Source organism: Salinicola acroporae (genome assembly GCF_003206615.1).
Classification (GTDB): Bacteria; Pseudomonadota; Gammaproteobacteria; order Pseudomonadales; family Halomonadaceae; genus Salinicola; species Salinicola acroporae.
Genome location: NZ_PZJW01000005.1, coordinates 215,803 through 239,161, shown reverse-complemented (window position 1 = coordinate 239,161; position 23,359 = coordinate 215,803). Strand labels below are relative to the sequence as shown.

General features: G+C 63.1%; 17 protein-coding genes and 8 tRNA genes. 18 read left to right on the top strand and 7 right to left on the bottom strand.

What is annotated here, in order from left to right:
• Positions 1 to 87 precede the first annotated feature (87 nt).
• Complete coding sequence (locus DOM54_RS09210) at positions 88 to 1,869, bottom strand: sodium:solute symporter family protein (protein ID WP_110716043.1); 1,782 nt, start codon at positions 1,867 to 1,869, stop codon at positions 88 to 90.
• Positions 1,870 to 1,875: 6 nt separating this feature from the next.
• Complete coding sequence (locus DOM54_RS09205) at positions 1,876 to 2,136, bottom strand: DUF4212 domain-containing protein (protein WP_110716042.1); 261 nt, start codon at positions 2,134 to 2,136, stop codon at positions 1,876 to 1,878.
• A 786-nt stretch (positions 2,137 to 2,922) separates the two neighbouring features.
• On the opposite strand from DOM54_RS09205, the gene DOM54_RS09200 reads away from it, so the two are divergent.
• The 3 genes from DOM54_RS09200 to ttcA all read left to right on the top strand — a co-directional run bounded on the left by DOM54_RS09200 (position 2,923) and on the right by ttcA (position 6,310).
• Positions 2,923 to 4,740: a putative nucleotidyltransferase substrate binding domain-containing protein gene (locus DOM54_RS09200; protein WP_110716041.1), complete on the top strand. Its 1,818-nt coding sequence runs from the start codon at positions 2,923 to 2,925 to the stop codon at positions 4,738 to 4,740.
• A 12-nt stretch (positions 4,741 to 4,752) separates the two neighbouring features.
• The gene (locus DOM54_RS09195; protein ID WP_110716040.1) at positions 4,753 to 5,370 is read left to right on the top strand and encodes a 3'-5' exonuclease; all 618 of its coding nucleotides are present in this window, start codon (positions 4,753 to 4,755) and stop codon (positions 5,368 to 5,370) included.
• 85 nt (positions 5,371 to 5,455) lie between these two features.
• Complete coding sequence (gene ttcA / locus DOM54_RS09190; RefSeq protein WP_110716039.1) at positions 5,456 to 6,310, top strand: tRNA 2-thiocytidine(32) synthetase TtcA; 855 nt, start codon at positions 5,456 to 5,458, stop codon at positions 6,308 to 6,310.
• Between the two features lie 104 nt (positions 6,311 to 6,414).
• On the opposite strand, the gene hpxO is transcribed toward ttcA, so the two are convergent.
• Positions 6,415 to 7,587: an FAD-dependent urate hydroxylase HpxO gene (hpxO, locus tag DOM54_RS09185; RefSeq protein WP_110716038.1), complete on the bottom strand. Its 1,173-nt coding sequence runs from the start codon at positions 7,585 to 7,587 to the stop codon at positions 6,415 to 6,417.
• A 179-nt stretch (positions 7,588 to 7,766) separates the two neighbouring features.
• Between hpxO and DOM54_RS09180 the strand changes: the two genes are divergently transcribed.
• The 11 genes from DOM54_RS09180 (at position 7,767) to DOM54_RS09130 (ending at position 17,948) form a co-directional block, all read left to right on the top strand.
• A complete protein-coding gene (locus DOM54_RS09180; RefSeq protein ID WP_110716037.1) occupies positions 7,767 to 8,471 on the top strand; it encodes an alpha/beta family hydrolase in 705 nt (234 codons plus the stop codon).
• A 77-nt stretch (positions 8,472 to 8,548) separates the two neighbouring features.
• Positions 8,549 to 8,624 (top strand) — tRNA-Val (locus tag DOM54_RS09175).
• Between the two features lie 54 nt (positions 8,625 to 8,678).
• Positions 8,679 to 8,755, top strand: a tRNA-Asp gene (locus tag DOM54_RS09170).
• 104 nt (positions 8,756 to 8,859) lie between these two features.
• Positions 8,860 to 8,936, top strand: a tRNA-Asp gene (locus DOM54_RS09165).
• Between the two features lie 28 nt (positions 8,937 to 8,964).
• Positions 8,965 to 9,041 (top strand) — tRNA-Val (locus DOM54_RS09160).
• 4 nt (positions 9,042 to 9,045) lie between these two features.
• Positions 9,046 to 9,122 (top strand) — tRNA-Asp (locus DOM54_RS09155).
• A 265-nt stretch (positions 9,123 to 9,387) separates the two neighbouring features.
• Positions 9,388 to 11,400, top strand: a complete 2,013-nt coding sequence (locus DOM54_RS09150) for an NADPH-dependent 2,4-dienoyl-CoA reductase (protein ID WP_110716036.1) — start codon at positions 9,388 to 9,390, stop codon at positions 11,398 to 11,400.
• Between the two features lie 265 nt (positions 11,401 to 11,665).
• The gene (locus DOM54_RS09145; RefSeq protein ID WP_110716035.1) at positions 11,666 to 12,715 is read left to right on the top strand and encodes a threonine aldolase family protein; all 1,050 of its coding nucleotides are present in this window, start codon (positions 11,666 to 11,668) and stop codon (positions 12,713 to 12,715) included.
• Positions 12,716 to 13,034: 319 nt separating this feature from the next.
• Entirely contained in the window at positions 13,035 to 14,957 is a 1,923-nt protein-coding gene (locus tag DOM54_RS09140; protein ID WP_110716034.1) for a PrkA family serine protein kinase, read from the top strand.
• 109 nt (positions 14,958 to 15,066) lie between these two features.
• A complete protein-coding gene (locus tag DOM54_RS09135; protein WP_110716033.1) occupies positions 15,067 to 16,347 on the top strand; it encodes a YeaH/YhbH family protein in 1,281 nt (426 codons plus the stop codon).
• A gap of 44 nt (positions 16,348 to 16,391) precedes the next feature.
• Positions 16,392 to 17,948: a SpoVR family protein gene (locus tag DOM54_RS09130; protein WP_110716032.1), complete on the top strand. Its 1,557-nt coding sequence runs from the start codon at positions 16,392 to 16,394 to the stop codon at positions 17,946 to 17,948.
• 27 nt (positions 17,949 to 17,975) lie between these two features.
• On the opposite strand, the gene DOM54_RS09125 is transcribed toward DOM54_RS09130, so the two are convergent.
• Positions 17,976 to 18,332, bottom strand: coding sequence for a high-potential iron-sulfur protein (locus DOM54_RS09125; RefSeq protein ID WP_110716031.1), 357 nt, complete (start codon positions 18,330 to 18,332; stop codon positions 17,976 to 17,978).
• Positions 18,333 to 18,478: 146 nt separating this feature from the next.
• On the opposite strand from DOM54_RS09125, the gene DOM54_RS09120 reads away from it, so the two are divergent.
• The 3 genes from DOM54_RS09120 (at position 18,479) to DOM54_RS09110 (ending at position 20,158) form a co-directional block, all read left to right on the top strand.
• Positions 18,479 to 18,955, top strand: a complete 477-nt coding sequence (locus DOM54_RS09120) for a methylated-DNA--[protein]-cysteine S-methyltransferase (RefSeq protein WP_110716030.1) — start codon at positions 18,479 to 18,481, stop codon at positions 18,953 to 18,955.
• A gap of 66 nt (positions 18,956 to 19,021) precedes the next feature.
• Positions 19,022 to 19,297 (top strand): Lrp/AsnC family transcriptional regulator, encoded by a 276-nt coding sequence (locus tag DOM54_RS09115; RefSeq protein WP_110602523.1) that lies wholly within the window; start codon positions 19,022 to 19,024, stop codon positions 19,295 to 19,297.
• A 6-nt stretch (positions 19,298 to 19,303) separates the two neighbouring features.
• The gene (locus DOM54_RS09110) at positions 19,304 to 20,158 is read left to right on the top strand and encodes a DNA/RNA non-specific endonuclease (RefSeq protein ID WP_240613834.1); all 855 of its coding nucleotides are present in this window, start codon (positions 19,304 to 19,306) and stop codon (positions 20,156 to 20,158) included.
• 106 nt (positions 20,159 to 20,264) lie between these two features.
• Here the strand turns inward: DOM54_RS09110 and DOM54_RS09105 are convergent.
• The 3 genes from DOM54_RS09105 to DOM54_RS09095 all read right to left on the bottom strand — a co-directional run bounded on the left by DOM54_RS09105 (position 20,265) and on the right by DOM54_RS09095 (position 20,615).
• Positions 20,265 to 20,351, bottom strand: a tRNA-Leu gene (locus tag DOM54_RS09105).
• Positions 20,352 to 20,398: 47 nt separating this feature from the next.
• Positions 20,399 to 20,485 (bottom strand) — tRNA-Leu (locus DOM54_RS09100).
• 43 nt (positions 20,486 to 20,528) lie between these two features.
• Positions 20,529 to 20,615: transfer RNA gene (locus DOM54_RS09095), tRNA-Leu, on the bottom strand.
• 269 nt (positions 20,616 to 20,884) lie between these two features.
• Here DOM54_RS09095 and rnr point away from each other — a divergent pair.
• On the top strand, positions 20,885 to 23,320 hold the full coding sequence (gene rnr / locus DOM54_RS09090; protein ID WP_110716029.1) for a ribonuclease R: 2,436 nt from the start codon (positions 20,885 to 20,887) through the stop codon (positions 23,318 to 23,320).
• Positions 23,321 to 23,359: the final 39 nt, after the last annotated feature.

The window sequence follows — 23,359 nt, the reverse complement described above, 5'->3', positions numbered from 1 at the left end:
TTCCTTGCGCAAAGAATCGGGCTTCCCGCTGGGAAGCCCGATTCGATTGAAACCAGTCAGCCTGGTTGGTCAGGATGGCATTGTCGCCTAGTGATCGATCGCGGCACCAGCCCCCTTGGGATAGCGCACGCTTTCCACCAGATCCTGAATCTCCTGGGGGGGCTCCTCGGTGACGCTGGAGACCAGGTAGGCCACCACGAAGTTGAGGATCGCGCCCACGGCGCCGATCGATAGCGGCGAAATGCCCAGCACCCAGTTGGCCTCGACGTCGGCCAGGTTGTTGGTGTCGGGAATGAAGAACCAGCCCTTGTAGACGAAGATGTAGACCAGGGTGAAGATCAGCCCCGAGAGCATGCCGGCGATCGCTCCCTTGTTGTTGATCCGCTTGGAGAAGATCCCCATCATCAGCGCCGGGAACAGCGAGGCGGCGGCGATACCGAAGGCCAGTGCCACGACCTGGGCGGCGAATCCGGGCGGGTTCACGCCGAGATAGGTCGCCACTACGATCGCCACGGACATCGAGATGCGCGCCGCCCGCAGTTCGCCTTTTTCGGTGATCTTCGGATTGATGGCCCCCTTGATCAGGTCATGACTGATCGCCGAGGAGATCGCCAGCAACAGCCCTGCCGCGGTGGAGAGCGCGGCGGCCAGGCCGCCCGCCGCGATCAGGCCGACCACCCAGCCGGGCAGGTTCGCGATTTCAGGATTGGCCAGTACCAGGATATCGTTGCTGACCTCGAGCTCGTTGCCCTGCCAGCCGCGGTCGGAGAAGGCGGCGGCATTGTTGTAGAGCTGGATCCTGCCGTCGTTGTTCTTGTCGTCGAAGGTGATCAGCCCGGTCTCCTCCCAGGTGCGAATCCAGTCGGGACGGTCTGCATAGGCGATGGGATTGGCGGTGGCATCCTCGTAGTTCTCGACCTGGGCAGCCATGTCCGGGTAGATGGTGGTCACCAGGTTGAGCCGGGCCATCGAGGCTACGGCCGGCGCCGTCAGGTAGAGCAAACCGATGAACACCAGTGCCCAGCCGGCGGACCAGCGTGCGTCGGCGACCTTGGGCACGGTGAAGAACCGCATGATGACGTGCGGCAGCCCCGCGGTACCGATCATCAGCGATAGCGTGAACAGCACCATGTTCAGCTTGTTGTCGACCATCGCCGTGTATTCGTTGAAGCCGAGCGCGGTAACGACCTCGTTGAGCTTGGACAGCAGCGGCTCGCCGGAGGCGCTGTGATCGGAGAACAGGCCGAGCGGCGGTATCGGGTTGTCGGTCAGCTCCAGCGAGATGAACACTGCCGGGATGGTATAGGCGACGATCAGTACGATGTACTGAGCCACCTGGGTATAGGTAATGCCCTTCATGCCCCCCAGGACCGAATAGAAGAACACGACGATGGCGGCGATGATGAGGCCGGTGGTCGCATCGACCTCCAGAAAGCGCGAGAAGGCCACCCCGGCACCGGCCATCTGACCGATGACGTAGGTGAGCGAAGCGACGATCAGGCAGATCACCGCTACCATGCGCGCTGGCTTGCTGTAAAAGCGATCGCCTATGAACTCGGGAACGGTGAACTTACCGAACTTGCGCAGATAGGGGGCCAGCAGCAGGGCCAGCAGGACATAGCCACCGGTCCAGCCCATCAGGAAGGTGGAGGCACCATAACCTGCCGAGGCGATGATGCCCGCCATGGAAATGAACGAGGCGGCGGACATCCAGTCGGCGCCGATCGCCATGCCGTTGGTGATCGGGTGGACGCCGCCGCCGGCGACGTAGAAGTCCCTGGTCGAACCGGCCTTGGCCCAGATCGCAATGCCGATGTAGATGGCAAAGGAGCCGCCGACGAAGAGAACGTTGATCGCGAATTGGCTCATGCCGACTTACTCCCCGAGGCCGAATTTTTTGTCCAGCCGGTTCATCTTCCAGGCATAGAAGAAGATCAAGCCGATGAAGACCAGAATGGATCCTTGCTGGGCGAACCAGAAGCCCAGGTCGGTTCCGCCGACGGAGATGCCGGCCAGCAAGGGACGTAACAGAATGGCGCAGCCATAGGAGGCCAGTGCCCAGACGATCAGGCAGCCGGTTATCAGGCGAAGATTCGCCTTCCAATAGGCAGCAGCTTTGGATTTATCATCTGCCATATTATCGTTCTCCGCGTCGTTGAGGGGGAGGTGGCTCTTCGTTTATGGGTATTCGGCAAAACAATCGCTCGTCTACAAACCACAGTTATTCTGCGTGATTCACAGCTGCATGAATCTTGCGCTGGGCAAAATAGCCCGTCGGCGCTTTTCGATCACACATGGTATAGCGACTAAAGTTGCACTTTGTTTGAGCTATTGGTCTTGTGGCGAGATGGATTGTCGGTATGTGATTCCCTGAATCACTTGATAGCAACATTGATTAATGAAAACAAGACGTTGGTTACCCTACCTTAGTATCGGGCGTGACAGTAAGGGGCATGTATTATTAGCTGGTTAAACATGAGCAAGGGTGAAGTCGCGGTGCCCTTGAAACATGTCAGGCATTCTGGAAAGAAAGTCTGTGTGTTCAGGGCAATAATGGTGTCAAATCCAGGGGAAAGTGATCGACAGAGGAAAGTCGTATTTACCCCTTTACGTATTGCGATGCCAAACCTGATGGTGACTCTCTGAGCGGAATTGGGGCCAAAAGTCAGTCGCGAGATGAAGAGGGTGGGATCGAGTGCCACAACAGCAAACTGATCGTTAACGTTCTCCTGGCGTTCGGTTGGCTACGCCTTTTTCAGGGGAGGGGGTTCACTTGTCCAAGATGGCGACAGCTCGAGCGGGCCATGGCGAGGCATCCCGGCCCGACCGGCAGCGCCTGAAACCGTGCCGTGATCATCACTCGGATCATCCACCGCAGGGCTACCGACCGGGGTATGGCAGCGTTGGCGCGGGGGCCACCTGATGGTCGACATCGATCTTTCCCAGTTGCCTTTTACCCTGCTCGACGACCGCGGACGCGAGCGAGTAGCGCGAGGCGCCGACATGGCCTACTTCGACAGCGACGAGGTCGTTCTCGAAGCCGGTCAGCCCGGCGAGTTCGTCTTCATCATCCACAAGGGCGAGATTGCCGAGTTCGATCCGCACGCGCCGGTCAGTCATTCGCGCATCGCCCACTACACGGCAGGCGACCTGTTCGGGGCCATCAGCATCCTCAACGGCACCAGTCGCTATCGCTTCAAGGCGGAACAGGAGAGCCTCTGCTACGTGATACCCAAGGCGCTGTTCGAGCGCCTCTGCGACGATTACCCGGCTTTTGCCGACTTTTTCCGCCATGGGCTGGTGCAGAAGACCCGGCTGCTGGCCGAGCGGCGTATCGAGAGTGGCGTGAACATGGTGGGGTTCATGCTCGCACGGATCAGCGAATGCATGCGGGCGCCGGTGATCGTCGAAGCCGTCACTACCATTGGCGCGGCGGTCGCCCGACTCAACGAGAGCCACGCGGATAGTCTGCTGGTAGGTGAGGGCCGCCGATTCGGCGTGGTGACCAAAACCGACTTGCTCAACGCGTTGGTGATGGAAGGCGCGACACAGGAGCACCCGGTCGTCACCATCGCCCACTTCGAGCTGGTCTCAGCCCGTCCCGATCAGTACTTATTCGACGCGCTGGTACAGATGACTCGGCATCGGGTGGCCCGAATAGTGGTGGTCGACCAGGGTCGTCCGGTCGGCGTGGTCGAACTGACCGACCTGCTCAGCTATTTCTCGAGCCACTCCTACATGGTCGGACTCGAACTCGAGCAGGCCGACACGGTCGAGAAACTGGCCCGCGCCAGCGCGAGGCTGCCGGGACTGATCCAGACGCTGACGGCCCAAGGGGTCAAGCTCCGCTTCGTCATGGACCTGCTGGCGGCGCTCAACGGACGCATCGTCGAGAAGGCCTTCCTGTTCCTCACCCAGCCGCGCCATCGTGCCCAGAGCTGCCTGGTGGTCATGGGCAGTGAAGGCCGTGGCGAACAGATCCTCAAGACCGATCAGGACAATGCCCTGATCGTCGCCGACGGCATCGATTGGCCGGACTGCGCCGCCGCCATGCAGCGCGTCACCGAAACGCTCTGCACGTTGGGCTATCCGCCGTGTCCGGGCAACATCATGGTCTCCAACCCGGCCTGGGTGAACAGTGAAAGCGGCTGGCGGGCGACGATCACGCGCTGGGCCGAACGTCGCGACGGCGCCTCGCTGATGAACCTCGCCATCATGCTGGATGCTAACGGCGTGGCCGGCGACACCCGCTTGCTGGAGCGCCTGCGCAGACATCTCTTTGACTGCTGTGCCCACGATGAGCTGCTGCTGTCGCACTTTGCCCGGGCCGCGCTGCACTTCTCCGCGCCGTTGACCCTGTTCGGTTCGCTCAAGAAGCCCCGGCACGGTATCGACATCAAGAAGGGCGGCATTTTCCCGATCGTGCACGGGGTCCGTACCTTGGCACTGGAGTGCCGCATCACGGCGACATCGACCCTGGCCCGGCTGGAGGCGCTTTCCGGCCAGGGGCGACTGGAAGCGGACTTCGCCGCAGATCTGGGCGAGGCGCTGGCGCTGTTCATCGAGCTACGCCTCAAGCGGCAGCTGGCGCAACTCGGCGGTCGACAGGGCAGCGACGAACCCAACCTGATCATGGTTCAGAACCTCTCCTCGCTGGAGCGTGACCTGCTGCGTGAGGCGCTGCATATCGTCAAGGACTTCCAGCAGCGCCTGACCCACCGTTTCCATCTCGAGTACTGACCGAGGAGTGCGATGATACGTTCGCTACGCCGCGCCGCCGACCGGCGCCGTCAGGCCGATGGCCGCTACGGCTGGCTGTTCGACGCCTACGCCGGCGACGAGGTGGTGGCCATCGACTGCGAGACCACCGGCCTCGACACCCGGCGCGCCGAACTGGTCTCGATTGCCGCGGTAGCCATCGAGGGCGAGCGAGTGCTGACCAGCGGAGCGCTGGATCTACGCCTCCAGCCGCCGGCCAGCCTGAGCGGCGATTCCATCAAGATCCATCGCTTGCGCGGTGTCGACCTGGACGATGGCGAGGCGCTGGGCGAAGCGCTGGAGACGCTCCTGGACTTCGTCGGCAACCGCCCGCTGCTGGGCTGGTGCATCGATTACGATCTGGCGGTAATCGATCGCCAGCTGCGGCCGCTGTTCGGCTTCGGCCTGCCCAACGCCAGTCTCGACATGGCTCGGATATATCGACGCGAGATGGATCGGACGCGGCCACAGCGGGAGCCGGTGATGAGTTTCGAGGCGGCTGCCGAGGCCCTCGGGGTGCCGGTGATGGGCCGTCATACCGCCCTTGGCGATGCGGTGACCACGGCCCTGATGTACATCCGCCTGAAGCAGGGCGCGCTGGTGGCGCGCTAGAGGCCTGCCAGGCCATGGCATCGCAAGTCGTCGGGCGCGGTGATAGCATGAGCACGCCTTCATATCCCTGCGTGTCATTCGACCCATGCAAGCATCTACCGGTACCCAGAAATACGAGTTCAACAAGCTGCAGAAGCGGCTGCGTCGCCAGGTCGGCAACGCGATCATCGACTACGGGATGATCCATGACGGCGACAAGGTGATGGTCTGCCTGTCCGGCGGCAAGGACTCCTACACCATGCTGGAGATTCTGATGAATCTGCAGCGCAATGCGCCGGTCGACTTCGAACTGGTGGCGGTCAACCTCGATCAGAAGCAGCCCGGCTTCCCCGAGCACGTGCTGCCCGAGTATCTCGATGCCAGGGGCGTGGATTACCACATCCTGGAGCGTGATACCTACTCGGTGGTCAAGGAGAAAACACCCGAAGGCAAGACCACCTGCGCGCTCTGCTCGCGCCTTCGCCGTGGTTCGCTCTACGGTTTCGCCGAGGAGATCGGCGCGACCAAGGTCGCGCTGGGCCACCATCGCGAGGACATCCTCGAGACCCTGTTTCTCAACATGTTCTTCGGTGGTTCGCTCAAGTCGATGCCGCCCAAGCTGCTGTCCGACGATGGCAAGAACATCGTCATCCGACCTCTGGCGTACTGTCGTGAAGCCGATATCGCCGAGTTCTCCCGCCAGATGGCGTTTCCAATCATCCCCTGCAACCTGTGCGGTTCCCAGCCCAACCTGCAGCGTCAGGTGGTCAAGGAGATGCTGGCGGAGTGGGAGGCCAAGCACCCCGGGCGCCTGGAAACCATGTTCAAGGCAGTGACCAACGTTGCGCCCTCGCAGCTGGCCGATCGCAATCTGTTCGACTTCGAGGGTCTGGAAGCCAAGCAGCGCCAGCAGCGTGAAACACGGATCGATGCCTTCGACCTGCTTGCCCGCGAAGCCTGAGAGGGCGGTTACCGTCTACCGGCGCCCGTCGCTCTTGCCAGCGCTCCCAGCGCGAGCCCACGAACGAGGGCGCCAGCGCTTCTGGCCCGCGGGCGATCGGCGTTTCAGCGTAACGGCCCCCCTAGAATCGTCTTGCTCATTCCCGCCATGATGTGACTGCCGTCCTCGCCTGCCAGTTCGGCGTACCACGCCTGCGTGGCGTCAGGGTCGGCGCCGTGAGTGGTTTCGGCGCGCTTGCGGGCACGGCTGACGATCTCCCCGACTCGCTCGACCCGGGCGCTGTCGTAGGCCTTCAATGCCTTCGCCACATCGCCGTCGGCATTGTCCAGCGCTCGCGCCAGCACCCAGGCATCCTCCATCGCCTGGCAGCCGCCCTGGCCCAGGTCCGGGGCCATGCCGTGGGCCGCATCGCCCAGGATCGCTGCGCGTTCGCCGACGACCGTCTCGAGCGGTTCGATGTCGTGAATTTCGACGCGGGCCATGGCTGCGGGGTCGAAACGCGCGATCAACTTCTGCACCGGCTCCGCCCAGCCGGCGAAGTGGCGTGCCAGTTCGTCGCGGTAACGCATCGGGTCGTTCGGTGTGTCGATCGGCAGGGGCACGTCGAAGAAGCAGTAGAACTCCGGGGTGGCAGGGTCGCCGCTCATCGGCATCATCGAGACGCGCTGGTGATCGCCAACGTACTGGACCCAGCTCTCGAGCGGGGCCAGGTCCGACGTTGCCGCCACGCGGACGTTCCAGTTGACGTAGCCGCAGTAGCGCCGCTCGACAGGCCTGCCGAGGGCGCGTTCGCGCAGCGCCGAGTGGGTGCCGTCGGCGATCACGATCAGGTCTGCCTGGCGCGTCGAGCCGTCGGCGAATTCGGCGGTGACGCCGCTCTCGGTGGTTCGGAAGTCGGTACATGCCAGCCCGAGGGTGACGTTGTCCTCGCCGACGGCGTCCAGCAATCGCTGCTGGAGGGTCGCCCGGGCGATGGGGCAGGCACGCTGGCCGACCTGATCATAGAGCGGCTGCAGGCTGAACCGCGTCAGCGGGGCGCCGTCCTTGCCGTGATACGCCATGGTGTCCATCCGGCCGCTGGCCTGCTCGATGGCGTCGCCCACGCCCAAGGCCTTGAGCACCTTGACGCCGTTGGACCACACCGAGATGGCGGCACCTACCGGGCGCAGTTCGGAGACCCGGTCGACCACCTCGACCCGGTGTCCTGATTGCTGCAGGGCCAGCGCTGCGGTGAGCCCGCCCATGCCGGCGCCGATGACGAGAACGTTGAGCGTCATGGTTTATCCTGGTTGTTGTCGTTGGTTCGATAAAATCTGACCGATCGATCAGGTTTTGTCATCCTACGCACAAAACCCGCTTGTTGGGAGTGCTGGCAGTGTCATTGACGGGCCATCAGCCAGGGTAGCGTATTGATTGATCCGATAAGCCAGCAGGGGGCGATACGGTGACAGTGCCGATGCAAGAGATCCAGGACATCGACAGGCTGCGCGAGGCGCTAGCGGTGGGCGATGGTGCACGCCACGCGACGTCCTCGGGAGGATTCATCGTGGAGGGGCAAGCGCCCACGTCTGCGCGCTTCGTCCTCTGTCACGGTGCGGGCGCGGGCCATGATTCCGAGTTCCTGGCGCGGCTGCGCCGACAACTGGCCGAGCGCGGCATCCAGGTCGTGGCAGTGGAGTTCGATTACATGACTGTCATGGGCCGGAGTGGCAGACGGCGTCCTCCGCCCCGAATCGAGACGCTGGTTGATGAGCTTGCCGGGTGGCGTCGGCGGCTGACGGAACTGGACGCGCAAACGCCGCTGTGGTTCGGCGGCAAGTCGATGGGCGGCCGGGTTGCCAGCCTGCTGGCGACCCGGGTCGACTTGGCGGGGCTGGTCCTGTTCGGCTATCCGTTTCATCCCCCCGGCAAGCCTGACCGTTTGCGACTCGAGCACTGGCCGAAGATCGCCTGCCCCGTGCTGCTGTTCCAGGGAACCCGCGACCCGTTCGGGCGGCGTGATGAGGTCGAGGGATATCGGCTGCCGACGCAGGTCGAGTGTCACTTCATGGAGGGTGGAGACCATGACTGGCAGGTGCTCAAACGTGCTGCGCACACGCAGTCGGTACTGATCGACGAAGCTGCCGGCCACGTGGCGCGGAGGCTCGGCGCAAGTGGATGATCCGGATGGAGAAATGCGGGGTGAAAAGCTGTTGACTTTCAACCGGTCACAGGTAGAATGCAGCGCCACGTGACCACGGGTGGTTAGCTCAGCTGGGAGAGCACCAGCCTTACAAGCTGGGGGTCACAGGTTCGAACCCTGTACCACCCACCACTGCGTTTTCGTAGTGCTCGGGTTCACGTGTTGCAAGTCGTAGTTGGAAAATGCGGACCGGTAGTTCAGTTGGTTAGAATGCCGGCCTGTCACGCCGGAGGTCGCGGGTTCGAGTCCCGTCCGGTCCGCCATTTCCGCCGACATGGGTATGCCGCAAGGTTTGCCGTGTCATCCGCTAGTCGCGTAGTTGGTATCGTTGGTCTGCGTTTCGACTCAAACCCCCGATGCATCGAGTGGACCGGTAGTTCAGTTGGTTAGAATGCCGGCCTGTCACGCCGGAGGTCGCGGGTTCGAGTCCCGTCCGGTCCGCCACGCTTCGCACTGGTATAGTTTGACGTCTGGGTGGTTAGCTCAGCTGGTTAGAGCACCAGCCTCACATGCTGGGGGTCACAGGTTCGAGTCCTGTACCACCCACCACAGCGGACCGGTAGTTCAGTTGGTTAGAATGCCGGCCTGTCACGCCGGAGGTCGCGGGTTCGAGTCCCGTCCGGTCCGCCATCGACGTCTTGCTTCCATCATCATCTCTGCGCCGCCCCGTTTCAGATGGCGGCTCCAGGCTACAAGCCTCTCTGCTTGTCTAGCGCCATCCTGTTTCGCCTTCCCCGTTTTTCGTTACGCTCCTGCTCGCTCGTTGTGGTGCCCGGTGGTGGAAATACCGCTTTGGTGCAATGGCTCTCGACGGTGGTTTGGTTACACTGATGTTCATACGCGCGTTTGAAAGCCGCTGCCGGCGGTGCGCGCCCCGACATGAGTGGATCCGATCGTGACGCACTTTCCCAACCTTTTTCGCCCATTGCGGGTAGGTTCGCTGACGCTGCGCAATCGCCTGGTGATGGGGTCGATGCACACCAACCTGGAAGAAGCGCCGGGAGGTTTCGAGCGCCTGGCGGCATTCTATGCCGAGCGGGCTCGCCACGGCGTTGGCCTGATCGTCACTGGCGGCATCGCGCCCAACGCGGAAGGAGCGGTCTTCCAGGGCGCCGCCAGGCTAACCGACGAGACCGAGGCCAACCAGCACCGGCCGGTGGTGGACGCGGTCCACGCGCAAGGGGCCCTCATCTGCCTGCAAATCCTGCACGCGGGCCGCTATGCCTACTCTCCGGATCTGGTGGCGCCTTCGGCGATCGCCGCGCCGATCAACCGGTTCGTGCCGCGGGCACTGAGTGGCGAAGAGGTCGAGCGCCAGATCGGCGACTTTGTGCGCTGTGCCGAGCTGGCACAGCGCGCGGGATACGACGGCGTCGAGGTCATGGGGTCGGAAGGCTACCTGATCAATCAGTTCCTGTGCCGCCGGACCAACCACCGCGACGACGCCTGGGGCGGCGACGCTCGGGAGCGCAGTCGGTTCGCGCTCGAGATCGTGCGCCGGATCCGCGAGGCCTGCGGCGCGGACTTCCTGCTGATCTTCCGGCTGTCGATGATCGATCTGGTCGAGGATGGCAGTACCCATGACGAGATCGTAGCGCTGGCGCTGGCGGTCGAGCGTGCCGGTGCGGATGTGATCAACAGCGGCATCGGCTGGCATGAGGCGCGGGTGCCGACCATCGTGACCAGCGTGCCGCGTGCCGCTTTCGTTCCGGTCAGCCGGGCGGTGCGCGAGGCGGTATCGATACCGTTGATCGCGACCAACCGCATCAACATGCCGGCGGTGGCGGAGACGGTGTTGGCCGAGGGGCATGCCGACCTGGTCTCCATGGCGCGCCCCTTTCTGGCCGACCCGGCATGGGTGGCCAAGGCCGAGCAGGGGCGGGTCGAGGAGATCAATACCTGCATCGCCTGCAACCAGGCCTGTCTCGACCACACCTTCAAGGGCAAGCTGACCTCCTGCCTGGTCAATCCGCGCGCCTGTCACGAGACCGAGCTCACGTTGACGCCGGCGGCGACCTCCAAGCGGATCGCGGTGGTCGGGGCGGGCCCTGCGGGCCTGGCCGCGGCCACGGCCTGCGCCGAACGCGGTCATCGGGTGACGCTGTTCGAGCGTGATCCGGAGATCGGCGGCCAGTTCCGGTTGGCACAGCGCATACCCGGGAAGGAGGAGTTCGCCGAGACACTGCGCTATTTCTCGACGCGGCTCGGGCTGCTTGGCGTGGAGCTGCGTCTCAACGTGGATGCCGATATCCAGCAATTGCAGGATTTCGACGAGGTCGTCGTCGCCACCGGCGTCAGGCCCCGCGAACTCGAACTGGAGGGAAGCGATCACCCCAGCGTGATCTCCTACCCCATGGCAATCCTGCACCCGGAGCGTGTCGGGCGTCGGGTCGCGATCATCGGTGCCGGCGGGATCGGTTTCGATGTCGCGGAGCTACTCTCCCACTCGGACGCGCCTGCCCAGGATATCGATCGGTGGTGCGACGAATGGGGCGTGGATCTATCGGTATCGACCGCGGGCGGACTGAGGTCGAGGGTGCCGCCTGTCGTGGCGCGGCAGATCACGCTGCTACAGCGCAAGACCGCCAAACCGGGAGCCGGTCTGGGAGCCACCACCGGCTGGGTGCATCGGGCAGCGCTGCGGGCGCGTCGGGTCGAGATGCTGTCGGGATGCGCCTACCACCGGGTGGATGACGCCGGACTGCATGTCAGCGTCGATGGCGAGCCCCATTCGCTGGCGGTCGACACCGTCGTGATCTGCGCCGGTCAGGAGTCGCAGCAGGCACTCTACGAGGCGATGCGGGGGAGCGGCATAGGGGTTCACTGCATCGGCGGAGCCGAGCGCGCCATGGAGATCGACGCCAAGCGGGCCATCGACCAGGGAGTACGGCTGGCGGCGAGCTTGTGAGCGCGAGCCGGGTTTGCGTTGAGTCAGCGTGAGAGGGAGGAGGGCTCGTGCTGCCGATAGTCAGGAGCAGATGTTAGACTCGGGTGTTGACCAGTGAGCGCGAGCCGGGCGACGGCTACCCCGTCGCCGACTGGGTCGCGCTTCTTGTTATTCAGGCCGCCGTGGAATCGACCGCCATGCCTGACCCTCAGAAAATGTGGACTTTGCACGCCGTGACCGGCCCGAGCCGCTTTTCTCGATGGAGGGATCGTACAAGGACCCCCAGATGACATCCGATTGTAGCCCTCGCTATCTGGCGAGCGACAACACCTCCGGCATCTGTCCGGAAGCCCTCGACTACCTGATCCGGGCCAACGCCAGCGATGATCTCGCCTACGGCAATGATGCCTGGACCCATCGCGCTGCGGACCGTTTCCGCGAGCTGTTCGATTACGACTGCGACGTCTTCTTCGTCTTCAACGGCACTGCCGCCAACTCGCTCTCGCTAGCGGCGCTGGGCCAGAGTTACCACAGCGTGATCTGTCACGAACTGGCCCATATCGAGACCGACGAGTGCGGTGGGCCGGAGTTTTTCTCCAACGGCTCCAAGTTGCTGACCAGCCCGGGTGAGGACGGCAAGCTGACACCGGAGGGCATCGAGCGCCTCGTGGTCAAGCGCAACGATATCCACTACCCCAAGCCGCGGGTGGTCTCGATCACTCAGGCCACCGAAGTGGGAACGGTCTATTCCCGCGAGGAGCTGCTGGCGATACGCACCGTCGCGGACAAGTACGATCTGCGCGTGCACATGGATGGGGCGCGTTTCGCCAACGCCTGCAGCGCGCTGGATGCCTCCCCGGCCGAGCTGACCTGGCAGGCCGGCGTCGACGTACTCTGCTTTTCCGGCACCAAGAATGGCTTGCCGATGGGCGAGGCGATCCTGTTCTTCAACAAGGAACTGGCCGAGGATTTCGCCTATCGCTGCAAGCAGGCGGGGCAACTGGCGTCCAAGATGCGCTTTATCGCCGCTCCCTGGCTGGGCCTGCTGGAATCCGGCGCCTGGCGGCGCAATGCCGATCACGCCAACGCCATGGCGCGCTATCTCGCCGACGGCCTGGCATCGCTTCCCGGCGCGTCGCTGATGTTTCCGACCCAGGCCAACAGCGTCTTCGTGAGTCTGCCGGAGCCGGTCATCTCCCAATTGCGCGCCCAGGGCTGGACGTTCTATACCTTCATCGGCGCCGGCGGGGCGCGTTTCGTCTGCTCCTGGAACACGACCTCGGAGCTGCTCGACCAGCTGTTGGCCGATGCCCGCGCCGCCTTCGAGGTGCCCTGAGGGACGCCGGCGCCCGACCCCCTCGGGCGCCGGCTGGGCCTCGCCGTCTCCGCGATGATTCGCGAGTGAATTTGTCCCGGATTTTCTATGAGTTACCGATACCTGCGTGAATCGACGCATTTTGTCGATGCAAATTCCCCGTGCATCGAAACCGGATCGTGGTAGCGTGTTCTAAAGCGTGTATTCCGACGCTGCGTTGAAAAGACTCGCAAAAAGAGTCTTCCCGACGCTTCGTGCATCTGTCTATGCTGATAGTCAGCTAGCCCGGCTGGCAGGGCGTTCGCCCTGAGCGGTTGGGGGTCACGACCAGGAGGCTTCCATGAGCATCTTCGATCACGTGCAGAGCCGTTACGAGCAGGTTCAACAGGAAGAGATGAGCCTGCAGGAATATCTAGAGCTGTGCCGGAAGGATCCCCGTGTCTACGCCAATGCCGCCGAACGGATGCTGAACGCCATCGGGGAGCCCGAGACCATCGACACGGCCAAGGACTCCCGCCTGTCGCGTATCTTCTCCAACAAGGTCATTCGCCGCTATCCCGCCTTCGCCGAGTTCTACGGCATGGAAGAGGCGATCGAGCAGATCGTCGCCTACTTTCGCCACGCCGCTCAGGGGCTCGAGGAGCGCAAGCAGATCCTCTACCTGCTGGGCCCTGTGGGCGGCGGCAAGTCGTCGCTGGCCGAACGCCTCAAGCTGCTGATGGAGCGTGTCCCGTTCTACGCAATCAAGGATTCGCCGGTCTACGAATCGCCCCTGGGGCTGTTCTCCCCGGAAGAGGATGGTGAGCTGCTCGAGAAGGAGTACAGCATCCCGCTGCGTCATCTACGCGGGCCGATGTCGCCCTGGGCGGCAAAGCGTCTCAAGGAGTATGGTGGCGACCTGTCGCGGTTCCGGGTGGTGCGCCTGCACCCCTCCCGTCTCAACCAGATTGCGGTCTCCAAGACCGAACCCGGTGACGAGAACAATCAGGACATCTCGTCGCTGGTGGGCAAGGTCGACATCCGCCAGTTGGAGCTCTATTCCCAGGACGACCCGGACGCCTACAGCTTCTCCGGCGGCCTGTGCAAGGCCAATCAGGGGCTGATGGAGTTCGTCGAGATGTTCAAGGCGCCGATCAAGGTGCTGCATCCGCTGCTGACGGCCACCCAGGAAGGTAACTACAACCCTACCGAAGGCATGGGCGCGATCCCCTTCGACGGCATCATCATGGCCCACTCCAACGAGAGCGAATGGCAGCAGTTCCGTAACAACCGCAACAACGAGGCGTTCCTCGACCGCGTCTACATCGTCAAGGTGCCTTACTGCCTGCGCGTCTCCGAGGAGATCAAGATCTACCAGAAGCTGCTCGAGCACTCCTCGCTCGACGAGGCACCCTGCGCGCCGGATACCTTGCGCATGCTGGCGCAGTTCTCGGTACTTTCGCGACTCAAGGAGCCGGATAATTCGAGCATCTATTCCAAGATGCGCGTCTACGACGGCGAGAACCTGAAGGACACCGATCCCAAGGCCAAGTCGATTCAGGAGTATCGTGACGCCGCCGGCGTCGATGAGGGCATGAATGGGCTCTCCACGCGGTTCGCGTTCAAGATCCTGTCCAAGGTGTTCAACTTCGACGCTCATGAGATCGCTGCCAATCCGGTGCATCTGCTCTACGTGCTGGAGCAGGCGCTGGAGCGCGAGCAGTTGCCGAAGGAGACCCACGAGCGCTACCTGCGTTTCATCAAGGAGTACCTGGCGCCGCGCTATGTCGATTTCATCGGCAAGGAGATCCAGACTGCCTACCTCGAGTCCTACACCGAGTACGGCCAGAACATCTTCGACCGCTACGTGACCTATGCCGACTTCTGGATTCAGGATCAGGAGTACCGCGATCCCGAGACCGGCGAGCTGTTCGACCGGCAGTCGCTCAACGAGGATCTCGAGAAGATCGAGAAGCCGGCCGGCATCTCCAATCCCAAGGATTTTCGTCACGAGGTGGTCAACTTCGTGCTGCGGGCGCGAGCGCACAACAACGGCATGAACCCCAGCTGGCAGTCGTACGAGAAACTTCGCGGGGTGATCGAACACAAGATGTTCGCCAACACCGAGGAGCTGCTGCCGGTAATCTCGTTCAACGCCAAGGCGTCGGCCTCCGACCAGCGCAAGCACGAGGATTTCGTCGATCGCATGGTGCAGCGCGGCTATACCGAGAAACAGGTGCGGCTGCTGTCGGAGTGGTATCTGCGGGTGCGCAAGTCGCACTGAACGATCGTGAGTCGATGTCAGCGGCGCGGAGTCGCGGGTCGGATTCCGTGTCTTGGGGCAGGGGCCATAGGCGGGCGGCCGCTGCCGCAGTCAGTCTGCGGGAGGTGCCATGAGCTACTTCATCGATCGACGCCCCAATGCGCGCAACAAGAGTGCCGTGAATCGTCAGCGGTTCCTGCAGCGCTATCGTTCCCACATCAAGCGGGCCGTGGAAGAGTCGGTGAATCGGCGCTCGATCACCGACATGGAGCGCGGCGAGAAAGTTTCCATTCCCGCCAAGGATATTTCCGAACCTTCGTTTGAGCATGGCCCGGGCGGTCGGCGGACGGTCGTGAGCCCTGGCAACAGGGAGTTCGCCGAGGGTGATCGACTGAGGCGACCCAGTGGCGGCGGTGGGCAGGGTAGCGGCGAGGGTCAGGCGGGAAATCAGGGCGAGGGTGTTGACGAGTTCGTGTTCTCGCTGTCCCGGGAGGAGTTTCTCGATTTCGTCTTCGATGGGCTGGAACTGCCGCATCTCGAACGCAAGCAGTTGCAGGTCCTGGAAGAAACGCGACCGGTGCGTGCGGGGATTTCCAAAGAGGGGGTGCCTGCACGGATCAATATCGTGCGCTCGATGCGCGAGGCCCAGGCCCGGCGGATCGGCATGCGGGCGCCGCTGAAGCGCGCCCTGCGCGAGGCCCAGGAAGCGCTCGACGCCGAGGAGCGCAAGGATCCGGTGCTGCGCAATCCGGCGCGCGTCAGCGAGCTGAAATCCGAGATCGAACGCCTGGAAAAGCGGATCGAGGCGATCCCGTTCCTGGACACCTACGACCTGCGCTACAACCATCTCACCCATCAGCCAATGCCGTCGAATCAGGCGGTGATGTTCTGCATCATGGATGTCTCGGGGTCGATGACCCAGGCGCATAAGGACATCGGCAAACGCTTCTTCCTGCTGCTCTACCTGTTCCTCGAGCGCAATTACGAGAAGGTCGAGCTGGTGTTCGTGCGTCACCACACCGTGGCCAAGGAGGTCGACGAGGAAGAGTTCTTCTATTCCCGGGAGACCGGCGGCACCATCGTGTCCAGCGCATTGACCCTGGTCGACAGCATCATCGAGGCGCGCTACGCGCCGGAGCAGTGGAATCTCTACGTGGCGCAGGCCAGCGATGGCGACAACTGGGACGACGACTCGTCCACCTGTCTCGAGTTGCTCGATGAGTCGCTGATGCGCAAGTTGCAGTATTTCACCTACGTGGAGATCACGCCTCACGCCCACCAGGCGCTATGGGAAGCCTACGACTCGGTCAGGGCGGCCTATCCCGAGCGCTTCGCCATGCAGCAAATCGTCCAGGCGGAAGATATCTACCCGGTTTTCCGTGAGCTTTTCCGCCAGCGGGCGAAGGGGTGATCGCAAAGGCCTGGTGACGTAACGCAGCGAGGAGATAGAGAGCGATGACGCGACGCGAGCCCATTGCCACCGGTTCGGACTGGAACTTCGAGGCGCTGGAAGCCTACGAACATGCCATTGGCGCCTTGGCGCGGGAGTATCGGCTGGATACCTATCCCAACCAGATCGAGATCATTACCTCCGAACAGATGATGGATGCCTACGCCAGCGTGGGCATGCCGATCGGCTACCATCACTGGTCGTTCGGCAAGCAGTTCCTGTCGGTGGAGCAGGCCTATCGCCGGGGACAGATGGGGCTGGCCTACGAGCTGGTGATCAACTCCGACCCCTGCATCGCCTACCTGATGGAGGAGAACTCGCTGATGATGCAGGTGCTGGTCATCGCCCATGCCTGCTACGGCCACAACTCGTTCTTCAAGGGCAACTACCTGTTCCGTGCGTGGACGGACGCTTCGGCGATCGTCGATTATCTCGTTTTCGCCCGTAAATACGTTGCCAAGTGCGAAGAGCGGCATGGCGTCGAGGCGGTAGAGCAGCTTCTCGACGCCTGCCATGCGCTGCAGAATTATGGCGTCGACCGCTACAAGCGCCCCTCGCCGGTCTCCGCCGAGGAAGAGGTGCGGCGCCAGGACGAGCGCGAGGCCTATCTCCAGACCCAGGTCAACCGTCTCTGGAGCACGATTCCGGCTCCGGTCAGTGGCCTGGTCCAGCCGCCGTCGCACGACTTCGAGAACGATCCCCTGGGGCTGCACAGACACGATCGCTACCCCAGTGAGCCGCAGGAAAACCTGCTCTATTTCCTGGAGAAGAATGCACCACTGCTGGAGCCCTGGCAGCGCGAGATCGTGCGCATCGTGCGCAAGCTGGCCCAGTACTTCTATCCGCAGCGCCAGACCCAGGTGATGAACGAGGGTTGGGCCACCTTCTGGCACTACACGCTGATGAATCGCCTGTACGACGACGGGCTGATCGATGAAGGCATCATGCTGGAGTTCCTTCAGTCCCACACGTCCGTGGTCAGCCAGCCGGGTTTCGACAGTCCCTATTTCAACGGCATCAATCCCTACGCGCTGGGATTCGCGATGTTCAGTGACATTCAGCGCATCTGTCAGTCGCCCTCCGACGAGGACCGCGAATGGTTCCCGGACATTGCCGGCAGCGACTGGCTGGAGACGCTGCATTTCGCGATGCAGAACTTCAAGGACGAGTCGTTCATCCAGCAGTTCCTGTCACCCAAGGTGATTCGCGATCTCAAGTTGTTCAGCCTGGTCGACGACGATCGTGACGACAGCCTGCAGATCGAGGCGATTCACGATGATCGAGGTTATCGTCGCATCCGCGAGGCGCTGAGCGTGCAGTACGCGTTGTCGGCCCGGGAACCCAATATCCAGGTGTGGGAAGCCGACATCCGCGGCGACCGTTCATTGACGCTTCGTCACGTGCAGGACCGGCGTCGGCCGCTGGGGCAGAGCCTGTTCCCGGTGATGCGTCATCTGCACCAGCTCTGGGGGTTTCCGATCAAGCTCGAGTCGATGGAGGAAGGTGAGGTCGTGCGTCGCTACCAGTGGCCGATTCCGGAGTCGAATCGCGAGTCGGCATGAACTCTGGGCCCGCCGCCGGGGGTGACGTCAGGACGCGCTGGCCGTCCAGCCGCTGCACCAGCCATCGCTGGCGACCCGGTGGTCGGGAAACAGACCGCACGCCTGGCTCGACGCGGTGAAGAAGTCGCAGTTGGCGCAGCGCCGACCCGTCCGATAGGCGGGATTGCCCTCAGCGTTCGCGGCGTCCTCGACATAATCGAGCGCCCTGGCTTGATAGGCATGGGGGTCCAGCATCGGCTTGTCCTGCGCCAGGGCAGGCAGGCCCCGCCAGCCCAGCAACAGCAGGCCGGAGGCGCACATGCCGTGGCGCAGAAAGCGGCGACGCCCTTCGCCGTTCGGCGACCCCCCGGCCTCTCTCGTCCTCTTTTTCGCCGGTTCCTGCATGACCCGTCTCCAGTTCGTTGCCCTGACGCACACCGCTTCTGGATGACTGGAAGTATGCGATGTGTCGTGACATTGTCACAATACATCCGCAGCCGCCATCCGCTGCCGGTCAATTTCGCCATTCACGGTGTCACCAAGGGTCGATTATGCGCTATGTCCAGTTTGTGACCGATCATGGAGAGATGATGCTGGTGGGGGACGAGCAAGGCTTGCGCGAACTGCGCCTGCCCGGGAGTTCCCGTTCCGGGACGCCGGAGTCGAGCTGGCAGGAGGACGCCGGTTTCTTTGCCCAGGCCCGGGCCGAGCTCGACGCTTACCTGGCGGGGCGACGGCGGAGCTTCAATGTCACGCTGGCGCCCGAGGGGAGCGATTTCCAGCTGCAGGTCTGGCAGGGCCTGTTGCGTATCCCATACGGGCGGACCAGCACCTATGGCGAGATGGCGCATCGCCTGGGCAAGGATGGCGCGGCGCAGGCGATCGGCGGTGCGGTGGGAGCCAATCCGCTGCCGTTGTTCATTCCCTGCCACCGAGTCGTCGCCGCCCGGGGAATGGGCGGCTACAGCGGTGGCGAGTCGCTGAAGCGCGCGCTGCTGACGCTGGAAGGCGGTTGGTCCGAGAGCTGATATACTCGCGCCGGATCATTCATTCTTGGGGCCTCGCGAAAGGCCGAACGCCGGTGGGAGAGGGAAATGCAGAACGCCGTCATTCTGATCAATGTCGAAAAGGGCCGGATACGGGGTGTCGCCGAGCGCCTGGCCGACCTCGAGGGCATCAGCGAAGTCTATTCGACCTGCGGTCGCTACGACCTCATTGCCATCGCCCGGACACGGGATTTCGAATCCCTCGCCTCGCTGGTGACCGAACGGCTGATGAGCGTCGAGGGCATCCGTGACACCGAAACGCTCAACGCCATGCAGGTGCACTCGCGCCACGATCTCGACGCCATGTTCTCCGTCGGCCTGTAAGTCGGGGTGGCGCGTCGTCGAAAGCGGGGGCTGCTGGGGCAACTGGCTCGCTCGTCCCGGATTGGCCTGATCTTCGTCGTCGTCATCAGCGGGTTGTGGTACTGGCAGGAGGGAGATGTCCGCGATCAGTTGAGCTGGATGGGCGTACCCGAGTGGCAGTGGAACGACTGGCGGGGCTGGAACCGCGTACTGCGCAACGATGGCTTCCTGTTGGGGTGGTCGGACGTTCGGGCTGGGCCACTCTGGGTTGGCTACGTGTTGAATCGGGTCGACGATCCCCACAGCCTTCCAAGGCCCGACCGGTTCGAATCCGACTGGCGCAGCCTATGGCCGATCAGCAGCAACGACTACACTCGCAGCGGCTATGACCGGGGGCATCTGGCGCCGAACTACGCGATGTCGGTCGTCCATGGGCGGGATGCGCAGATGGCCAGCTTCCTGATGACCAACATCACGCCGCAGCGACCCAAGCTCAATCGGCAGCTATGGCAGCGCCTGGAGGAGGCGGTCATCGACGATTTCGTACCCAGGTTCGGGCGCGTCTGGGTCGTCACCGGGCCGGTCTACGATGACCAGTTGCTGCATCGGGTCGGGTTTTCGCAAATTCCCGTGGGGTTCTACAAGATACTGATCGCGCCCGGGGCGACACCTCGTGCGCTGGCGTTTCTGATGCCACAGAGCGTCGATGGCAACGAGCCTCTCGCCCGTTTTGTGGTCACGATCGACGAGATCGAGGCGCGGACCGGCCTGGATTTCTTCCCTCAATTGGCCGATCCCGTCGAGCGCCAACTGGAAGGCCGGGTAGACAAGGAAGGCTGGGGGCTCGAAGCGGTCTCGACGCGGCCTGGGCGATATCGCTGAGGGCGATGTCATCTCCAACGGATCGCGGAAAATAAGGGACGTGCGGGAGTGATGGTAATACAGCGCTTGCGCGGGGAGAGTCTCAAGAGGAAACGATCATGACACGTGGTGCCCAGGAGAGGACTTGAACCTCCACATCCGTAAGGATACTAGCACCTGAAGCTAGCGCGTCTACCAATTCCGCCACCTGGGCGTGTCATGTATCGGGTGCTGCCTGGAGTTGGGAAAACTCCGCTGGAATGGTGCCCGGAAGAGGACTTGAACCTCCACATCCGTAAGGATACTAGCACCTGAAGCTAGCGCGTCTACCAATTCCGCCATCCGGGCCAAACCGGCCTTGTACATTCAAAATGACCATCGCCGAAAGCGATGGTGCCCAGAAGAGGACTTGAACCTCCACGTCCGTAAGGACACTAGCACCTGAAGCTAGCGCGTCTACCAATTCCGCCATCTGGGCCAAGGCGCGATGCATAATACCGATTTTGCATCCGAATGCAAGCGTCCGGTGACAGCGGTTGGGCTTACGCCCGAACGGGCCCAAGGCGGTTCCCATGTCTGGTCATCGACCCCGATCTTGGCCGTTTGGCAGCGCATGGTTGGGTCGAACAGGCGTGAACGCTATACTTGGAGAATGAATCCAAAAAGATTGAACGGCTCAGGCCGCCCGCCGCGTGAATTCTCTCTACCGCCTAGGCCCAGCAGGCTCAACGCAAGGACGATGGTTGCATGACTCATTGGACGTTGGATGACGATCCGCACGCGGCTCGTGAAACGGAAAAATATGACAACCCCGTGCCCAGTCGCGAGTATCTGCTGGCACGGCTGGAGAGCTACGGCAAGCCGATCACTCATGAAGACATGAGTGCCATGCTGGGGCTCGAGGACGACAACCAGTTGGAAGCCGTGCGCCGCAGGCTGGCGGCGATGGAGCGTGACGGCCAGATTCTCAAGGATCGTCGCGGCGCCTATGCCCTGATCGACAAGCTCGATCTGATCAAGGGACGCGTTCAGGGGCACCGTGACGGCATGGGCTTCCTGATTCGTCACGATGGCGTCAAACCCGACCTGGTACTGCCGCCGCGCCAGATGCGCCGCGTGTTCGATGGCGACGTGGTGCTGGCCCGCGTCAGCGGCAAGGATCGTCGAGGTCGCGCCGAGGGCACCATCGCCGAGGTGCTGGCCCGCAACACCCAGACGCTGGTTGGCGTGTTCCGCCAGAACAGTTCCGAGTTCGCGGTGCTGATCCCCGAGAATTCACGGATCAGCCAGGAAGTGATCATTCCCCACAGCGTCAGCGGTGGGGCGAAGGACGGACAGATCGTTTCCGTCCACATCACCCAGCAGCCGGAGACCCGCAAGCAGCCGGTAGGTGAAGTGGTGGAGGTTCTGGGAGAGCGGATGGATCCCGGGCTCGAGATCGACATCGCGATTCGCTCCCACGATATTCCCGCGGAGTTTCCTCCGGAAGTGGACGAGCAGATCGCCGGCATGTCCGCCGAGGTGAAGGAGGAGGACAAGACGGCGCGAATCGATCTCCGCGAGATGCCGCTGGTGACCATCGACGGCGAGGATGCCAAGGATTTCGACGACGCCGTCTGCGCCTGGAAGACCAAGTCCGGGAGCTGGAAGCTGGTCGTGGCGATCGCCGACGTCTCCCACTACGTTCGCGGCGGCAGTGCACTCGACAACGAGGCCTACATCCGCGGCAACTCCGTCTATTTCCCCGGGCAGGTCGTGCCGATGCTGCCGGAGCTGCTCTCCAACGGGCTCTGCTCCCTCAACCCGCATGTCGACCGCCTGACCATGGTCTGCGAGATGAACATCTCCCAGAACGGCACCATCAGCCGCTACAAGTTCTACGAGGCGGTGATCCAGTCTCATGCCCGGCTGACCTACAACCAGGTCGGCGCAATGCTGGAGGAGCCGGACAGCGACGAAGGGGCGGCACTTCGAGAGCGCTACCGCGAGCTGGTGCCGTCGCTGGAGAACCTGCATGCGCTCTACAAGGTCCTGCGCCAGGCGCGCGAAGTACGTGGCGCCATCGATTTCGAGACCACGGAGACGCAGATCGTCTTCAACGACGAGCGCAAGATCGAGAAGATCGTGCCGCGCACGCGCAACGACGCCCACAAGTTGATCGAGGAGTGCATGCTGGCGGCCAACGTCGCCACGGCGCGCTTCCTCGACAAGCACGACCTACCCGCGCTCTATCGCGTCCACCAGTCGCCGGCTTCTGAGCGGCTGGAAAATCTGCGCGTGTTCCTGGGTGAACTGGGACTAACCCTGGGCGGCGGTGACGAACCGACGCCCAAGGACTACCAGGCACTGCGGGAGGTGATCCAGGGGCGTCCCGACTTCGACATCATCCAGACCGTCATGCTGCGCTCGATGAGCCAGGCGGTCTACTCGCCGCAGAACGACGGGCACTTCGGTCTCGCTTACCAGGCGTACGCGCATTTCACGTCGCCGATCCGGCGCTATCCCGACCTGCTGGTACATCGCGCGATCCGATCGGTCATTCGCGGCCCGCGTCAGACCCAGACCGTGCAGCGGGCGGAGGGGGCGCCGGTCGAGAAGCCCTCGATCTGGTGCCCGTACACCTTCGAGCAGATGGTCGAGCTGGGCGAGCACTGCTCGATGACCGAACGTCGCGCCGACGAGGCGACACGCGATGTCACCGATTGGCTGAAGTGCGAGTTCCTCTCCGACAAGGTCGGCGAGGTCTACGAGGGCACCATCGCCTCGGTCACGCAGTTCGGGATCTTCGTGCGGCTCGACGACGTCTACGTGGAAGGGCTGGTGCACGTGACGTCGCTGCCGTCCGACTACTATCACTACGAAGCGGAAAAACACCGCCTCAAGGGTGAGCGCAGCGGGGTCGCTTATCGTCTGGGAGACGGCGTCACCGTGCGTATCGCTCGGGTCGATCTCGACGACCGCAAGATCGATTTCGATCTTGCCGACGCGGCGCCGCGCCACCGCCGCACGCCGCGTGGTCAGAAGCCCGGTGGCGATGTCCCTGCCGCTGGGGCACCTGCCAAGAAGCCCTCTTCACGCAAGAGTCGTCCGGGCAAGCGCGAGCGCCAGGGAGCAGCGGAGGGCGGCGACGAAGGTGGCAAGCGTCGTTCCCGCGGCCCGCGTCAGCGCGGTGGCAAGCGATGACGGCGGCCATCGGCCAGCCTTCCAGCAGGTGCCAGCCGA

What these genes read in the sequence shown, in the direction of transcription:
- DOM54_RS09145 (WP_110716035.1), top strand. Translation starts at nt 11,666, where the DNA reads ATGACATCCGATTGTAGCCCTCGCTATCTGGCGAGCGACAACACCTCC.
- DOM54_RS09205 (WP_110716042.1), bottom strand. Translation starts at nt 2,136, where the DNA reads ATGGCAGATGATAAATCCAAAGCTGCTGCCTATTGGAAGGCGAATCTT.
- hpxO (WP_110716038.1), bottom strand. Translation starts at nt 7,587, where the DNA reads ATGACGCTCAACGTTCTCGTCATCGGCGCCGGCATGGGCGGGCTCACC.
- rnr (WP_110716029.1), top strand. Translation starts at nt 20,885, where the DNA reads ATGACTCATTGGACGTTGGATGACGATCCGCACGCGGCTCGTGAAACG.
- DOM54_RS09125 (WP_110716031.1), bottom strand. Translation starts at nt 18,332, where the DNA reads ATGCAGGAACCGGCGAAAAAGAGGACGAGAGAGGCCGGGGGGTCGCCG.
- DOM54_RS09140 (WP_110716034.1), top strand. Translation starts at nt 13,035, where the DNA reads ATGAGCATCTTCGATCACGTGCAGAGCCGTTACGAGCAGGTTCAACAG.
- DOM54_RS09120 (WP_110716030.1), top strand. Translation starts at nt 18,479, where the DNA reads ATGCGCTATGTCCAGTTTGTGACCGATCATGGAGAGATGATGCTGGTG.
- DOM54_RS09200 (WP_110716041.1), top strand. Translation starts at nt 2,923, where the DNA reads ATGGTCGACATCGATCTTTCCCAGTTGCCTTTTACCCTGCTCGACGAC.
- ttcA (WP_110716039.1), top strand. Translation starts at nt 5,456, where the DNA reads ATGCAAGCATCTACCGGTACCCAGAAATACGAGTTCAACAAGCTGCAG.
- DOM54_RS09115 (WP_110602523.1), top strand. Translation starts at nt 19,022, where the DNA reads ATGCAGAACGCCGTCATTCTGATCAATGTCGAAAAGGGCCGGATACGG.
- DOM54_RS09135 (WP_110716033.1), top strand. Translation starts at nt 15,067, where the DNA reads ATGAGCTACTTCATCGATCGACGCCCCAATGCGCGCAACAAGAGTGCC.
- DOM54_RS09130 (WP_110716032.1), top strand. Translation starts at nt 16,392, where the DNA reads ATGACGCGACGCGAGCCCATTGCCACCGGTTCGGACTGGAACTTCGAG.
- DOM54_RS09180 (WP_110716037.1), top strand. Translation starts at nt 7,767, where the DNA reads ATGCAAGAGATCCAGGACATCGACAGGCTGCGCGAGGCGCTAGCGGTG.
- DOM54_RS09195 (WP_110716040.1), top strand. Translation starts at nt 4,753, where the DNA reads ATGATACGTTCGCTACGCCGCGCCGCCGACCGGCGCCGTCAGGCCGAT.
- DOM54_RS09210 (WP_110716043.1), bottom strand. Translation starts at nt 1,869, where the DNA reads ATGAGCCAATTCGCGATCAACGTTCTCTTCGTCGGCGGCTCCTTTGCC.